Raw genomic sequence first — 14,664 nt, 5'->3', positions numbered from 1 at the left:
TGGCAAGGTGTCAGTGCTTTCAGAGGGTCATCAGACCGCTGTAAAGGGCGTAGGCTGCAAGCAACGCCCCCGCCACCACGCCCGCGAAAATCAGCTTCTCCCAATGCGTGAACAGGGGCTTGCCCTGTTCACGCTTGGCGCGTGCAAACAGCAGCACGCCAGGCGCATACAACAGCGCCGACAGCAGCAAATATTTGACCCCGCCGGCGTACAGCAGCCAGATCGCATACACCAGTGCCAGCAGGCCTATGCACAGGTCTTTCCAGCGCTCACCGCCCTGGCCCGCGTAGCTTTCGCCACGCACACAAAGCAGCACAGCGTAGGCCGCCGACCACAGGTACGGCACCAGAATCATCGACGATGCCAAGTAGATCAGACTGGTGTAGGTACCGGCAGAGACCAAGGTGATCAGCAAGAACAGCTGAATCATGATGTTGGTCATCCACAGCGCGTTCACCGGCACATGGTTGGCATTTTCTCGGGTCAAGAAGCGCGGCATGGTCTGGTCCCGCGCGGTCGCAAACAGAATCTCGGCACACAACAATGCCCACGACAGCAGCGCCCCCAACAGCGACACCGCAAGGCCAATGCTGATCAACAGCCCGCCCCAGGGGCCGACGATATGCTCCAGCACCGACGCCAGCGACGGGTTCTGCAGCTTCTCGAGCTCCGGTTGGCTCATTACGCCCAACGACAGCACATTGACCAGCACCAACAAGGCCAGCACACCGAGAAAGCCGATGACCGTGGCCTTGCCCACGTCCGAGCGGCGTTGCGCCTTGCCCGAATACACGCTGGCGCCTTCGATGCCGATGAAGACGAACACTGTCACCAGCATCATGTTGCGCACTTGATCCATCACACTGCCAAACCTGGGGTTGCTCTGGCCCCAGATATCGCGCGTAAAGATATCCGCCTTGAAAGCCACCGCCGCGATGACGATAAACATCACCAGCGGCACGATCTTGGCCACCGTGGTGACCTGGTTGATAAAGGCCGCTTCCTTGATGCCGCGCATCACCAGAAAATGCACCGCCCACAGCAACAGCGATGCGCAGGCGATGGCAACCGGGGTGTTGCCTTCACCAAAGATCGGAAAGTAAAAGCCCAGTGTGCTGAACAGCAGAACGAAGTAACCCACATTGCCCAGCCAGGCGCTGATCCAGTAACCCCAGGCCGAGGAAAACCCCATGTAGTCGCCAAACCCGGCCTTGGCATAGGCATACACGCCCGAGTCCAGTTCTGGCTTGCGGTTGGCCAGTATCTGGAACACGAATGCCAGCGCCAGCATGCCGACCGCGGTAATACCCCAACCAATCAGCACCGCTCCCGCGTCCGCGCGGGCCGCCATGTTTTGCGGCAACGAAAAGATCCCGCCACCAATCATCGAGCCCACCACCAGCGCAATCAGTGCCCCGAGTTTCAGCTTTTGCCCTGCTTCGCTCATGCTGCCAACTCCCTTTACTGCAGTTAGTATAAAAGTGGCCATTGCGACTTACTTTAATCGCCAACCTTTCTATAAGCAGCGAACTAAACAGTGGGTTTTTATGCACTTTAAAACTAAAGCACATTAATAAGATATTTTCTCAGCGAAAAGTTGCATCCGCACAAAAAATGGCTAGCGTCAAAGTTCGCACGCATCAGAGCGGTTGCTCTAAAACTCACCAGGAGGTTAATAAAACCTGGCACTCCGGCGTCTTCGCACGCCATCAATTATTACTTAGCCATTCATTAATCAGCCATGGAATGTCGATATGAATTGATCTGAGTCATCCAGCAACTTGCCACGCAGACATACCCTGACGACTCAACTCTCCTGGACTGGAGTTAGCTAATGGCAGCATCACCCGGAAAACTAAAGCTTGGAGCACTGGTGGCACTGATCGTCGGCTCGATGATTGGCGGCGGTATCTTTTCACTGCCACAAAACATGGCCGCCAGTGCCGATGTCGGCGCTGTTTTAATAGGTTGGGCTATCACCGCCGTCGGCATGTTGACCCTGGCTTTTGTGTTCCAGACCCTGGCCAATCGCAAGCCCGACCTGGACGGCGGGGTGTATGCCTACGCCAAAGCCGGCTTCGGCGACTACATGGGTTTTTCGTCAGCCTGGGGTTACTGGATCAGCGCCTGGCTGGGCAACGTCGGCTACTTCGTCCTGCTGTTCAGCACCCTGGGTTACTACTTCCCGATCTTTGGCGAAGGCAACACGCCAGCCGCTATCATTGGCGCCTCGATCCTGTTGTGGGCGGTGCATTTTCTAGTGCTGCGCGGCATCAAGGAAGCGGCCTTCATCAACCTGGTCACCACCGTGGCGAAAGTAGTGCCCTTGGCGCTGTTCGTATTGATCGCTCTGTTTGCGTTCGAGCTGGACATCTTCACCGCTGATATCTGGGGCTCGATGAACCCAGAGCTTGGCAGCGTCATGAACCAGGTGCGCAATATGATGCTGGTGACCGTGTGGGTGTTTATCGGCATCGAAGGCGCGAGTATTTTCTCGGCCCGTGCCGAAAAGCGCTCGGACGTGGGCAAGGCCACGGTGATTGGCTTTATCACCGTGCTGTTGTTTTTGGTACTGGTCAACGTGCTGTCGCTGGGGATCATGACCCAACCGGAACTGGCCAAGTTGCAGAATCCGTCGATGGCCGCGGTGCTGGAACATGTGGTCGGTCACTGGGGCGCAATGCTAATCAGCGTCGGCCTGATCATCTCGCTATTGGGGGCACTGTTATCGTGGGTTCTGCTGTGCGCCGAGATCATGTTTGCCGCGGCGAAGGATCACACCATGCCGGCCTTCCTGAGCAAGGAAAACGCCAACCAGGTGCCCGCCAATGCCCTGTGGCTAACCAACGCCATGGTCCAGCTTTTCTTGATCATCACGCTGTTTTCCGCCAGCACTTACCTGTCGCTGATCTACCTCGCCACCTCGATGATCCTGGTGCCATACCTGTGGTCGGCGGCCTATGCCTTTTTGCTGGCGGTGCGTGCCGAAACCTATGAGCAAGCCCTGGCCGAGCGCAAGAAAGACCTGATCATCGGCGCTATCGCCCTGATCTACGCGATCTGGCTGCTGTATGCCGGTGGGGTCAAGTACCTGCTGCTGTCCGCCCTGCTCTACGCCCCTGGCGCGATCCTGTTCGCCAAGGCCAAGCGTGAAGCAGGCCAACCGATTTTTACCCACGTGGAGATGTTGATCTTCGCCGCCGTGGTCGTGGCCGCCCTGGTGGCTGCCTATGGCCTGTATGACGGATTTCTAACGCTTTGATACTCGTTTCGACACTTTGGAGGAGATGAAAAATGTCCACGGAAAAAGTTAAGTTCGGCGTTCATTCAGAAGCCGGCAAACTGCACAAAGTGATGGTTTGCTCGCCAGGCCTTGCCCACCAGCGCCTGACGCCGAGCAACTGCGATGAGCTATTGTTCGACGATGTGATTTGGGTCAACCAGGCCAAGCGCGACCACTTCGACTTTGTCACCAAGATGCGCGAGCGTGGCGTGGAAGTGCTGGAGATGCACAACCTGCTGACCGAAACCGTCCAGAACCCTGAAGCGCTGAAATGGATTCTGGATCGCAAGATTACCCCCGACAGCGTCGGTGTCGGCTTGAGCAACGAAGTGCGTAGCTGGCTTGAGGGCCTGGAGCCACGCAAGCTGGCGGAATTCTTGATCGGTGGCGTGGCCGGTGAAGACCTGCCTGAAAGCGAAGGCGCCAGTGTGATCAAGATGTACCGCGACTACCTGGGCCACTCAAGCTTCGTATTGCCACCATTGCCCAATACCCAGTTCACCCGCGACACCACGTGCTGGATCTACGGCGGGGTAACCCTCAACCCGATGTACTGGCCGGCACGCCGCCAGGAAACCCTGCTGACCAGCGCTATCTATAAGTTCCACCCCGCGTTCACCGGGGCTGAGTTTGAAGTCTGGTACGGCGACCCCGACAAGGATCATGGCGCGGCTACTCTGGAAGGCGGCGACGTGATGCCGATTGGCAATGGTGTGGTGCTGATCGGCATGGGCGAGCGCTCATCTCGCCAGGCCATCGCCCAACTGGCGCAGTCGCTGTTTGCCAGGAGCACCGTGGAAAAAATCGTGGTGGCCGGCCTGCCGAAGTCCCGCGCGGCGATGCACCTGGACACCGTGTTCAGCTTCTGCGACCGCGACTTGGTCACCGTCTTCCCGGAAGTGGTCAAGGAAATCGTGCCGTTCGTGATCCGCAAGGACGAGAGCAAGCCTTATGGCATGGACGTGCGCCGAGAGAACAAGCCCTTCATCGAGGTGGTCGCCGAATCCCTCAACCTGCCCAAGCTTCGCGTCGTGGAAACCGGCGGCAACAGCTTCGCCGCCGAGCGCGAGCAATGGGACGACGGTAACAACGTGGTGGCCCTGGAGCCCGGCGTGGTCATCGGCTACGACCGCAACACCTACACCAATACCCTGCTGCGCAAGGCCGGCATAGAGGTCATCACCATCAGTGCCGGTGAACTGGGCCGCGGCCGCGGCGGCGGCCACTGCATGACCTGCCCGATCATCCGCGACCCTATCGACTACTAGACGACCATCCCCCTCGCAGGCGCCTACCCGGCACCTGCGGGGCGATCACCGAATCCAAGGAGCATCATCATGGCGTTCAATATTCATAACCGTAACCTGCTAAGCCTGGAACACCATACCCCTCGCGAACTGCGCTACCTGCTGGACCTGTCTCGCGATTTGAAGCGGGCCAAATATACCGGCACCGAACAACAGCACCTGAAGGGCAACAACATCGCCCTGATCTTTGAAAAAACCTCCACCCGTACCCGCTGCGCCTTCGAAGTGGCCGCCTATGACCAAGGCGCCAACGTGACCTATATCGACCCCAACTCCTCGCAGATCGGCCACAAGGAGAGCATGAAAGACACCGCCCGTGTGCTGGGGCGCATGTACGACGCCATCGAGTACCGGGGTTTCAAGCAGGAAGTCGTTGAAGAACTGGCCAAGTTCGCCGGCGTGCCGGTGTTCAACGGCCTGACCGATGAATACCACCCGACCCAGATGATTGCCGATGTGCTGACCATGCGTGAGCACGCCGACAAACCAATCCATGAAATCAGCTACGCCTACCTGGGCGATGCACGCAACAACATGGGCAACTCGCTGCTGTTGGTGGGTTCCAAGCTTGGCATGGACGTGCGTATCGCCGCCCCGAAAGCCCTGTGGCCCCATGACGACCTGGTGGCACGCTGCAAGCAATATGCAGAGGAAAGCGGCGCCCGCATTACCCTGACGGAAGACCCGAAACAGGCCGTCAAAGGCGTGGATTTCATCCACACCGACGTCTGGGTGTCGATGGGCGAGCCGGTTGAAGCCTGGGCCGAACGTATCCAGCAACTGCTGCCCTATCAAGTCAACGCCGACATGATGAAGGCCACCGGCAACCCACGAACCAAGTTCATGCACTGCCTGCCCGCCTTTCACAACTCCGATACCAAAGTCGGCCAACAGATCGCCGAGCAATACCCGCACCTGAAAAATGGCATCGAAGTGACCGACGACGTGTTTGAGTCGCCGGCCTGCATTGCCTTCGAGCAGGCGGAAAACCGCATGCACACCATCAAGGCGATCCTGGTATCGACCCTGGCCGACCTGTAAGGACATCATCATGCGTATCGTTGTTGCATTGGGCGGTAACGCCCTGCTGCGTCGAGGCGAGCCGATGACCGCTGACAATCAGCGCGCCAATATCCGCATCGCCACCGAGCAGATCGCCAAGATCTACCCTGGCAACCAATTGGTGGTGGCCCATGGCAACGGGCCGCAGGTGGGCCTGCTGTCGCTCCAGGCGGCCGCCTACACCTCGGTCAGCCCTTATCCACTGGATGTGCTGGGCGCTGAGACCGAAGGCATGATCGGCTACATGATCGAACAGGAACTGGGCAACCTGCTGGATTTCGAGGTGCCATTCGCCACCCTGCTGACCCAGGTGGAAGTGGACGCCAAGGATCCGGCCTTCCAGAACCCGACCAAGCCCATCGGCCCGGTCTACAGCAAGGAAGAGGCCGAGCGCCTGGCCAAGGAGAAAGGCTGGGCGATTGCAGCCGATGGCGACACGTTCCGCCGCGTGGTGGCCAGCCCCAGACCCAAGCGCATCTTTGAGATTCGCCCTATCAAATGGCTACTGGAGAAAGGCAGCATCGTGATTTGCGCGGGCGGCGGCGGGATTCCCACCCTGTACAGCCAGCCCGGCAAGCTCGAAGGGGTTGAAGCCGTCATCGACAAAGACCTGTGCTCGGCGCTGTTGGCCGAACAGCTCGATGCCGACCTGCTGGTGATCGCCACAGACGTGGCTGCTGCGTTCGTCGACTGGGGCAAACCAACCCAGAAAGCCATTGCCCAGGCCCACCCCGACGAGCTCGAACAGCTAGGTTTCGCCGCAGGCTCCATGGGGCCGAAAGTCCAGGCTGCCTGCAAGTTTGCCCGTCATACCGGCAAGGTCGCGGTGATTGGCTCACTGGCCGACATTGAGGACATCGTCAAAGGCACCGCCGGTACCCGTGTCAGCACAGCCAAGCCGGGGATCAGCTATCGTTGAACCTTCGAGGCGGGTCGCGTGCGGCCCGCCCTCCCCCTTTCGCTGAAGGAGCACAGGCCATGGCCCAGTTCGAACCCGGTCATTTACATATGGAGCGCCACGCACTGAACAAGGATGACTTCAGCTACAACCTTAGCATCGACTATCACGTCGTACAGGACCCCAAGGAAGGCAAAGGCATGGAGTTTCGCCTGCATGGCTCCGTTGAAAAACAAGAAGTGGAAGAGTCGTTTTTCCTGCCCAAGGACCAGGCCTTCGACTTCGCCCGCCACGCCACCCGCATCGCCCAGAAATACGGCATGCCGAAATCCGCCAGCATCGGCTCGATGCACAAGTATTACGACGAGATGTTCGAGGATGTGCGCAAGCAACTGGACGTAAAATCCGGCGACCCAGTAGATCCCGAACACCTGGCGTAGGAGCAGAGTTTACTCGCGATGAAATCACCGCCGTAGCCGGATAAATCGCGGTGAATGCCATCTAGACCGCGGTGATGCCATCGCGGCATAGGTATCTACACATCTTTTGGTGTACTGCATTTCGTAGCAGTGGACGAGTAGAACGAGGCCACGTCCGGCTGCGCAGCAGTCGTAAAACCTGGCACTTCAGTATTCAGATACACCGCGAGTACAGGCTTTGCGAGGACTACGTCCCCGGACCTGGCCTCGCTGAACTCGTCTACTGCTACGAATGTAGCCGCTGACGAGGTACGAGGCTGCGATCGGCAGCGAAGCGGCCGTAAAACCTGAGACCGTAATCCATCAGGCACACCGAAGGGCCTGAATTTACGACGGCTTCGCCGCCGATCGCAGCCTCGTACCTCGGCAGCGGCTACAAGAGCCGCGCTGCCCCAGAATTGTGTAGATACCTATGGCCATCGCGGGTAAACCCAGCTCCTACAAGCGAATCAATTCACCAATCCGCCCGGACAAGGCATACTTGCCGCCCCTGCTGTCCCGGAACCCGTAGCACCCCATGCGTATCCACGTCAGCTTCATCGACCGCGTCGGCATCACCCAGGAAGTGCTCGCCCTATTGGGTGCACGTAATCTCAACCTGGATGCGGTCGAGATGGTCCCCCCGAACGTCTATATTGATGCCCCGACCCTGAGCCCGCTGGTGCTTGAGGAGCTGCATGACGCCCTGCTCAGCGTGCATGGCGTGCAGGCCGTGACGGTGGTCGACATTCTGCCCGGACAGCGTCGTCACCTGCAGCTGGAGGCTTTGCTGGCGGCGATGACCGACCCGGTGCTGGCACTGGACAGCCGTGGCAACGTGCTGCTGGCCAACCCCGCCTTGATCGCACTGTATGGCCAGGAGCCAACCGGTGTCTCGGTGGCTGATCTGTTTGCCGACCCCGACCTGCTCGGGGCCTTGCTGGATCAAGGCTTTCACCTGCCCATGCGCGAAGTGCTGCTCAACGGCCAGACCCTGTTGCTGGACGCCACCCCCATCACCGACGCCGGCGCCCTGTTGACCCTGTATCCGCCCAATCGCATCGGCGAACGGCTGTCAGCCTTGCACCACGACCACGCCGAAGGTTTCGATGCCCTGCTGGGCGACTCGATTCCGATCCGCACCCTCAAGGCTCGGGCGCAACGGGTGGCAACGCTGGACGCGCCGCTGTTGATCCATGGCGAAACCGGTACCGGCAAAGAGCTGGTGGCCCGGGCCAGCCATGCCATCAGCGCCCGCCACAGCGCACCTTTTCTCGCCTTGAACTGCGCAGCCTTGCCCGAAAGCCTGGCCGAAAGCGAGCTGTTCGGTTATGCCCCGGGCGCCTTTACCGGCGCCCAGCGCGGCGGCAAGCCAGGGCTGATGGAGCTGGCCAACGAAGGAACGGTGTTTCTCGATGAGATCGGCGAGATGTCCCCTTACCTGCAGGCCAAACTGCTGCGCTTCCTCAATGACGGCAGCTTCCGACGGGTGGGGGGCGATCGCGAGATCAAGGTCAATGTGCGCATTCTCAGCGCCACTCACCGCGATCTGGAAAAGATGGTGGCCGAGGGCAGCTTTCGCGAAGACCTGTTCTATCGACTCAATGTGCTCAACCTGGAAGTACCGCCGTTGCGTGAACGCGGCCAGGACATCCTGATGTTGGCGCGCTATTTCATGCAACAGGCCTGCACCCAGATCCAACGCCCGGTTTGCCGCCTGGCGCCCGGCACCTATCCGGCGCTGCTGGACAACCGTTGGCCCGGCAACGTGCGCCAATTGCAAAACGTGATATTCCGTGCCGCCGCGATTTGCGAAAGCAGCCTGGTTGATATTGGGGACTTGGATATCGCCGGCACCTCGGTGGCCCGACAGAACGACGGCGAGGTTGGCAGCCTGGAGCAGGCTGTGGAGAACTTCGAAAAAGCGCTGCTGGAAAAGCTCTACGTCAGCTACCCCTCGACCCGCCAATTGGCTAGCCGCCTGCAAACCTCGCACACGGCCATCGCCCATCGGCTTCGCAAGTACGGCATTGCCAACAAAAACAACTGATCTCTTGGCTGTAGGAGCCGGGTTTACCCGCGATGAATGCACCGCGGTTTGCCTACGATGAAGGCAACGCGGTTTGCCTTGATGTACGGCGGCGCGGCCATCGCAGGCAAGCCTTGCTCCTATGTATGGACTCGCCCCCACTATCAACCCGCTTTTGAACACTGCTACCCGGCTGCATCTATGTATAAGGCCTACTCGAGGAAGCCTGATCGGCTTCTGGCCAACATTCAATAAGCTCGCGGTATGCCAATTACGTTAAGGCCTCAAGGGCCAGTAGGAGCACAGGCATCAATCCGCGACGGTCTGACCTGGGGTCAATGTTCTTTAGCAAGGGTTGGAGCGCTTTAACGCCCCGGTGGCAGAACTCTGTCGATCAGTGACTCATCGTCGCCTCCTGGACATTGCCCATGTGGCGACGATAGGTCTGCTCGGTTTTCAGTAATACCCAGACGATGCGTAGGGTACGGTTGGCCAATCGGACGGCCGTTTCCTTGCGACCCAAGCGACACAGCCAGCGCAGCAAGCGCCGGTCATCGGGTTGTTCCGAATCAGGCCGCACCTGTCTCAAGACCGCATGCGCGCCCTGGATCGCCAGGCTGCGTAGGTAGGCGTCGCCCTGCTTGCTCATCTTGCCCAGCCGGATTTTCTGTCCGCTGCTGTGCTGAGTGGGCACCAAACCAAAGTAGGCGGCAAACTGGCGTGCGTTGGCGAAGCGCTCAGGCTCGACCTGCTTGGCCAGCAGCGCGGTGGCGATGATCGGACCGATGCCACGCACCGTCATCAACCTTTTTGCCGTCTCATCCTGCTGTGCAGCCGTTTCCAGCCGGCCGGTCAATACGCTGACGCGCTCGCCCAACTGGCTCCATTCGCCGAGCAGCTCAGCAATCAGCTCGCGCAGCAGATCCGGCAGCGGCTGGGTGGCATCCTCGAGTATCCGCGGCACCACCCGGCTGATCGCCGCCTCACCTTGCGCCAAGGCCACGCCATGCTCGAGCAGCAAGCCACGCATCTGATTACCCATGGCCGTGCGCCGCCGCACATAGCCCTGGCGGGCGCGATGCAGTGCCTGCATGGCCAGCGCCGCGGCACTTTTGACCGGCACTGAGACAATCCGACTATCTCGACCCGCCCGCAAGATCGCATGTGCATCGTTGCGATCATTCTTCGGCCCGCTGCGATGATCGGCCACATGCTGCGCAGGCAGGATCCGCACCGGGTTGCCTTGGGCCTGCAGCAACCGCGCCCATGCCTGAGCGCCTGGGCCTGTTTCCATCAGCACCATGACGCTCATGGGCAGTTGGCGAAGAAACGCCTGGAAGGCTTCGCGCGATTTGATTCGGTCCTCGTACACCACTTGGCCCAGGGCGTTTTCCCCGGCCACCTGGAAGACCCTCTTGGCAAGATCTACCGAGACGGTCGAACAGGTTGCTAGGTCGGCTGAAGACAAAGAGTGATTGTTGGTCGTATGCTTTTTCATGGGCTCGCCCTCGCTGTCGTTGGCTTCTTTATAGATGCCACCGTGGCGCATAGACGCCTCGGTTGGGGCGAGTCCATGTAATTACGGGTTATTTCACAACCTTGAGGCTCGGGCGGCCGCTTGGACGTGGAGGCTCGTTGCCGGGCGGCGGGTCGGTGTCATCACCACCCTGGCCGTCTTCTTCAAACTCGAGCTCGTCATCATCGCTGATCGGCGGCTCCAGTTCGAAAACCATGCCCTGGCCGTTCTCGCGGGCATAAATCCCCAGGATCGCAGCGCTGGGCACGTAGAGCGAATGGGTGACGCCACCGAAGCGACCCTCGAAGCTGACCGCTTCGTTGTCCATGTGCAATTGACGCACAGCGGTGGGTGAAACGTTCAACACGATCTGGCCATCGCTGGCGAACCCCTGGGGTACTTGTACACCGGGGAATTCCGCATTGACCAACATATGCGGCGTGCAATCATTGTCTACGATCCACTCGTAGAGCGCGCGCACCAGATAGGGACGACTGGAGTTCATCTTGGCTCCTAAAACCTAACGCATATCACGTTCAGTGGCAGAGAGGCTTGCCTGGAAGGCCTCACGCGCAAACTGACGATCCATGTAATCGAGCAACGGCTTGGCTGGCCGCGGCAGTTCAATACCAAGCTTGGGCAAACGCCAAAGGATTGGCAATAGACAACAATCCACAAGACTTTGCTCCTCACTGAGGAAAAAAGGCTTGTCGGCAAACAACGGCGATACGCCGGTGAGGCTTTCGCGCAGCTCCTTACGGGCCTGGACGCGGGCAGCTTCCTTGGTCCTGGAGTCGAGAATCAGGTCCACCAGTGCACACCAGTCGCGCTGGATGCGGTGTATCAGCAAACGGCTGTTGGCGCGCGCCACCGGGTATACCGGCAACAGTGGCGGATGCGGATAGCGCTCGTCCAGGTATTCCATGACTACCGTGGACTCATACAAGGCCAAATCACGGTCAACCAGCGTCGGGACGCTGCCATAAGGGTTGGCTTCGATCAGTTTGCGCGGCTGAGTGCCCGCGGCGACATCGATGATTTCAGCGCTGACACCCTTCTCGGCGAGAACGATGCGCACCCGATGAGAATAGTGGTCGGCGGGGTCGGAGTAACAGGCCAACCGGTTGGTCACGCCCATGGCGGTCCTCCTCGCGTATAAAAATTATGAAAAACCAAATACAAACGCGCCCTGTGGGCGCTCCTGTAACGAATTGCCGGACCAGAGTGCCAAATGGGCCGAACCGGATCACTCCGGTGCGGCCCATTTGCCTGTTCCAGGCTCGCTACTGTTCAGAGACGCCCCAGGGCGCGTGCAATCAACAGTACATCGTGCAACCTGATCAGTGTACGTCTTTCCAGTACTCGCGTTTCAACAGATATGCGAATACGAAGAAGAAAGCCAGGTACAACAGCACATAGGTGCCGATGCGATGGCTCTGCAGCTTGACCGGGTTGGCCGAATAAGCCAGGAAGGTCACCAGATTCTTGACCTTCTCATCGAACTGCTCCTCGTTCAGGGTACCGGATTTTGGCACGATGGTCAGCTGATCACAGGCCTCATGGGTCAACGGGCTGCCGGTCAGAGGGTCGTATTGCTTCTTGCCATCGGCCACGGTCTGGACCTGTTTGCAGCCCACCACCTGGCGACCTTGCAGGCCTACCAGTACGTTTGGCATGCCGACGTTGGGGAACACTTTGTTGTTGACCCCCCATGGACGCGTTGGGTCTTCATAGAAAGAGCGCAGGTAGCTGTACAGCCAGTCGGTACCTCGTACCCGCGCAACCAGGGTCAGGTCGGGCGGTGCTGCGCCGAACCAGGCCTTGGCGTCTGCCGGTTGCATGCCGATCGTCATGTGGTCACCGATCTTGGCCCCCGTAAACACAAGCTTTTCAAGCATCAGCTCATGGGGGATACCCAGGTCGTCTGCCACACGCTCATAGCGCTGGAACTTGGCGCTGTGACAGCCCATGCAGTAGTTGGCAAAGGTACGTGCGCCATCCTGCATGGCGGCCTTGTCGGCCACGTCGATATCGACCTTGTCCAGCTCAGGACCGTGCTCGCCAGCGGCGAAAGCCAGGGCAGGCAACATTGCAAGCATCAAAACTGCGAATAGTTTTTTCATCAGCCAGTCACCCTTTCCGGAACCGGTTTGGTCTTCTCGAGCCTGGTGTAGAACGGCATCAGAATGAAGTAGGCGAAGTACAGGAAGGTACAGACCTGTGACAGCAAGGTACGACCTGGCGTTGGCGCCAATACCCCGAGGATGCCGAGGATGACAAAGGAAATGCAGAACACCACCAGCCAGATTCGGCTGAGCCAGCCCTTGTAGCGCATGGACTTGACCGGGCTTCTATCCAGCCACGGCAGCACGAACAGCACAGCAATCGCCGCGCCCATGGCAATCACGCCAAGCAGTTTGTCCGGTATCGCCCGAAGGATTGCGTAGAACGGCGTGAAGTACCAGACCGGCGCAATGTGCTCAGGCGTCTTGAAGGCGTTGGCTTGCTCGAAGTTCGGCTTTTCGAGGAAGTAGCCGCCCATTTCCGGGAAAAAGAACACCACGGCGCAGAACACGAAGAGGAACACCACGACACCGACGATATCCTTCACCGTGTAGTACGGGTGGAAGGCGATGCCATCGAGCGGGATGCCGTTCTCGTCCTTGTGCTTCTTGATGTCGACGCCGTCAGGGTTGTTCGAGCCCACTTCGTGCAACGCCAGGATGTGCAGCACCACCAGGCCCAGGATCACGATCGGCAGCGCGATCACGTGCAAGGCGAAGAAACGGTTCAGGGTGATGCCGGAGATCAGGTAGTCGCCACGGATCCACTGAGTCAGGTCGCCGCCGATCACCGGAATGGCGCCGAACAGCGAGATAATCACCTGGGCGCCCCAGTAGGACATCTGGCCCCACGGCAGCAGGTAGCCCATGAACGCCTCGGCCATCAGCGTCAGGTAGATCAGCATGCCGAAGATCCAGACCAGCTCGCGAGGCTTCTGATAGGAGCCGTACAGCAGGCCACGGAACATGTGCAGGTACACCACGACGAAGAACGCCGAAGCGCCGGTGGAGTGCAGATAACGCAGGATCCAGCCGTATTCGACGTCACGCATGATGTATTCGACCGAGGCGAACGCCTCTTCGGCCGACGGGGTGAAGCTCATGGTCAGCCAGATGCCAGTGACGATCTGATTGACCAGCACCAGCAGGGCCAGGGAGCCGAAAAAGTAGAAGAAGTTGAAGTTTTTAGGCGCGTAATACTTGCTGAGGTGGTCTTCCCACATTTTGGTCGCGGGGAAGCGGGCATCTACCCAATCCATGAACTTGCTCATCACGCTTTCTCCTGATCGACGCCGATAACGATAAGGTCATCCGACTCGTAGTTGTGCGGAGGAACCGGCAGGTTCAGGGGCGCCGGCTGCGACTTGTAGACGCGACCTGCAAGGTCATAGTGGGAGCCGTGGCAAGGGCAGAAATAGCCACCGACCCAATCCTTGCCCAAGTCCACCGGGGCCACTTCTGGACGGAAGGTCGGCGAACAGCCCAGGTGAGTACACAAGCCAACCAGGACCAGGACTTGAGGCTTGATGGAGCGAACCTTGGGATCAACGTATTCAGGCTGGACCGAATTCTTGGATTCGGGATCGGACAGCTGGCCTTCGATCTTGGTCAGGTTGGTGAGGATTTCCTCGGTTCGACGAACAATGAACACCGGCTGACCGCGCCATTCAGCAATCATTTGCTGCCCCGGCTCGATCTTGCTGATATTGACCTTCACCGGTGCACCGGCAGCCTTTGCCTTGGCACTCGGGAACCATGACCCCACGAACGGGACCGCAGCCCCCACCGCTCCTGCAGCACCCACCACGGACGTGGCCGCTACGAGGAAGCGACGCCGGCCTGCATTCACGCCGTCATTGCTCATTCAGTCCTCTCCCATCAGCTTTATGGCCTGTTGAATCAGGCATCTACTTGGTTATTTTCTGAACTGCTGAAAAACTGCCGAATGGTAAATAAAAGCCCTTGTTTTTTCAAGGTAATTACCAGTGACCAACGGCTGCACCCCTTATAGCACGTGGGTTTCGACCATGCGGCAAGTTGCCACATTC

The 14,664-nt window shown here is 59.1% G+C and carries 13 protein-coding genes; 6 read left to right on the top strand and 7 right to left on the bottom strand.

The genetic code is table 11. The features are described from left to right. Window positions 1-19 precede the first annotated feature (19 nt). Window positions 20-1,447, bottom strand: a complete 1,428-nt coding sequence (gene arcD / locus AC3IX4_RS04340) for an arginine-ornithine antiporter (RefSeq protein WP_489259399.1) — start codon at window positions 1,445-1,447, stop codon at window positions 20-22. A gap of 387 nt (window positions 1,448-1,834) precedes the next feature. Here arcD (AC3IX4_RS04340) and arcD (AC3IX4_RS04335) point away from each other — a divergent pair, with 387 nt between their 5' ends. From arcD (AC3IX4_RS04335) to AC3IX4_RS04310, 6 genes are all read left to right on the top strand, one after another. Beyond that, entirely contained in the window at window positions 1,835-3,262 is a 1,428-nt protein-coding gene (gene arcD, locus AC3IX4_RS04335) for an arginine-ornithine antiporter (RefSeq protein ID WP_489259398.1), read from the top strand. Between the two features lie 32 nt (window positions 3,263-3,294). Further along, window positions 3,295-4,551, top strand: coding sequence for an arginine deiminase (gene arcA / locus AC3IX4_RS04330; protein ID WP_489259397.1), 1,257 nt, complete (start codon window positions 3,295-3,297; stop codon window positions 4,549-4,551). 69 nt (window positions 4,552-4,620) lie between these two features. Then, complete coding sequence (locus AC3IX4_RS04325) at window positions 4,621-5,631, top strand: ornithine carbamoyltransferase (RefSeq protein WP_489259396.1); 1,011 nt, start codon at window positions 4,621-4,623, stop codon at window positions 5,629-5,631. A gap of 10 nt (window positions 5,632-5,641) precedes the next feature. Beyond that, complete coding sequence (gene arcC / locus AC3IX4_RS04320) at window positions 5,642-6,571, top strand: carbamate kinase (RefSeq protein WP_489259395.1); 930 nt, start codon at window positions 5,642-5,644, stop codon at window positions 6,569-6,571. 59 nt (window positions 6,572-6,630) lie between these two features. After that, window positions 6,631-6,990: a DUF5064 family protein gene (locus AC3IX4_RS04315; RefSeq protein ID WP_489259394.1), complete on the top strand. Its 360-nt coding sequence runs from the start codon at window positions 6,631-6,633 to the stop codon at window positions 6,988-6,990. Between the two features lie 556 nt (window positions 6,991-7,546). Continuing rightward, the gene (locus AC3IX4_RS04310) at window positions 7,547-9,058 is read left to right on the top strand and encodes a sigma-54-dependent transcriptional regulator (RefSeq protein ID WP_489259393.1); all 1,512 of its coding nucleotides are present in this window, start codon (window positions 7,547-7,549) and stop codon (window positions 9,056-9,058) included. A 373-nt stretch (window positions 9,059-9,431) separates the two neighbouring features. On the opposite strand, the gene AC3IX4_RS04305 is transcribed toward AC3IX4_RS04310, so the two are convergent. The 6 genes from AC3IX4_RS04305 to petA all read right to left on the bottom strand — a co-directional run bounded on the left by AC3IX4_RS04305 (window position 9,432) and on the right by petA (window position 14,480). After that, window positions 9,432-10,535: an IS110 family RNA-guided transposase gene (locus tag AC3IX4_RS04305; protein ID WP_489261185.1), complete on the bottom strand. Its 1,104-nt coding sequence runs from the start codon at window positions 10,533-10,535 to the stop codon at window positions 9,432-9,434. A gap of 88 nt (window positions 10,536-10,623) precedes the next feature. Then, complete coding sequence (locus AC3IX4_RS04300; RefSeq protein WP_489259392.1) at window positions 10,624-11,058, bottom strand: ClpXP protease specificity-enhancing factor; 435 nt, start codon at window positions 11,056-11,058, stop codon at window positions 10,624-10,626. A gap of 15 nt (window positions 11,059-11,073) precedes the next feature. Beyond that, window positions 11,074-11,691 (bottom strand): glutathione S-transferase N-terminal domain-containing protein, encoded by a 618-nt coding sequence (locus AC3IX4_RS04295; RefSeq protein WP_489259391.1) that lies wholly within the window; start codon window positions 11,689-11,691, stop codon window positions 11,074-11,076. Window positions 11,692-11,893: 202 nt separating this feature from the next. Continuing rightward, the gene (locus AC3IX4_RS04290) at window positions 11,894-12,676 is read right to left on the bottom strand and encodes a cytochrome c1 (protein WP_489259390.1); all 783 of its coding nucleotides are present in this window, start codon (window positions 12,674-12,676) and stop codon (window positions 11,894-11,896) included. Further along, on the bottom strand, window positions 12,676-13,887 hold the full coding sequence (locus AC3IX4_RS04285) for a cytochrome b (RefSeq protein ID WP_489259389.1): 1,212 nt from the start codon (window positions 13,885-13,887) through the stop codon (window positions 12,676-12,678). The genes AC3IX4_RS04290 and AC3IX4_RS04285 overlap by 1 nt, the downstream gene beginning before the upstream one ends. Continuing rightward, a complete protein-coding gene (gene petA, locus AC3IX4_RS04280) occupies window positions 13,887-14,480 on the bottom strand; it encodes a ubiquinol-cytochrome c reductase iron-sulfur subunit (protein WP_489259388.1) in 594 nt (197 codons plus the stop codon). The genes AC3IX4_RS04285 and petA overlap by 1 nt, the downstream gene beginning before the upstream one ends. Window positions 14,481-14,664: the final 184 nt, after the last annotated feature.

Source organism: Pseudomonas sp. KH_021 (assembly GCF_057838865.1).
Note: the sequence above shows the minus strand (reverse complement) of the source record. Positions and strands in the feature narration are given on the sequence as shown.

Excerpts from the sequence above, each read along its gene's own strand:
- arcD (WP_489259399.1), bottom strand. The coding sequence starts at position 1,447 with ATGAGCGAAGCAGGGCAAAAGCTGAAACTCGGGGCACTGATTGCGCTG.
- arcD (WP_489259398.1), top strand. The coding sequence starts at position 1,835 with ATGGCAGCATCACCCGGAAAACTAAAGCTTGGAGCACTGGTGGCACTG.
- arcA (WP_489259397.1), top strand. The coding sequence starts at position 3,295 with ATGTCCACGGAAAAAGTTAAGTTCGGCGTTCATTCAGAAGCCGGCAAA.
- AC3IX4_RS04325 (WP_489259396.1), top strand. The coding sequence starts at position 4,621 with ATGGCGTTCAATATTCATAACCGTAACCTGCTAAGCCTGGAACACCAT.
- arcC (WP_489259395.1), top strand. The coding sequence starts at position 5,642 with ATGCGTATCGTTGTTGCATTGGGCGGTAACGCCCTGCTGCGTCGAGGC.
- AC3IX4_RS04315 (WP_489259394.1), top strand. The coding sequence starts at position 6,631 with ATGGCCCAGTTCGAACCCGGTCATTTACATATGGAGCGCCACGCACTG.
- AC3IX4_RS04310 (WP_489259393.1), top strand. The coding sequence starts at position 7,547 with ATGCGTATCCACGTCAGCTTCATCGACCGCGTCGGCATCACCCAGGAA.
- AC3IX4_RS04305 (WP_489261185.1), bottom strand. The coding sequence starts at position 10,535 with ATGAAAAAGCATACGACCAACAATCACTCTTTGTCTTCAGCCGACCTA.
- AC3IX4_RS04300 (WP_489259392.1), bottom strand. The coding sequence starts at position 11,058 with ATGAACTCCAGTCGTCCCTATCTGGTGCGCGCGCTCTACGAGTGGATC.
- AC3IX4_RS04295 (WP_489259391.1), bottom strand. The coding sequence starts at position 11,691 with ATGGGCGTGACCAACCGGTTGGCCTGTTACTCCGACCCCGCCGACCAC.
- AC3IX4_RS04290 (WP_489259390.1), bottom strand. The coding sequence starts at position 12,676 with ATGAAAAAACTATTCGCAGTTTTGATGCTTGCAATGTTGCCTGCCCTG.
- AC3IX4_RS04285 (WP_489259389.1), bottom strand. The coding sequence starts at position 13,887 with ATGAGCAAGTTCATGGATTGGGTAGATGCCCGCTTCCCCGCGACCAAA.
- petA (WP_489259388.1), bottom strand. The coding sequence starts at position 14,480 with ATGAGCAATGACGGCGTGAATGCAGGCCGGCGTCGCTTCCTCGTAGCG.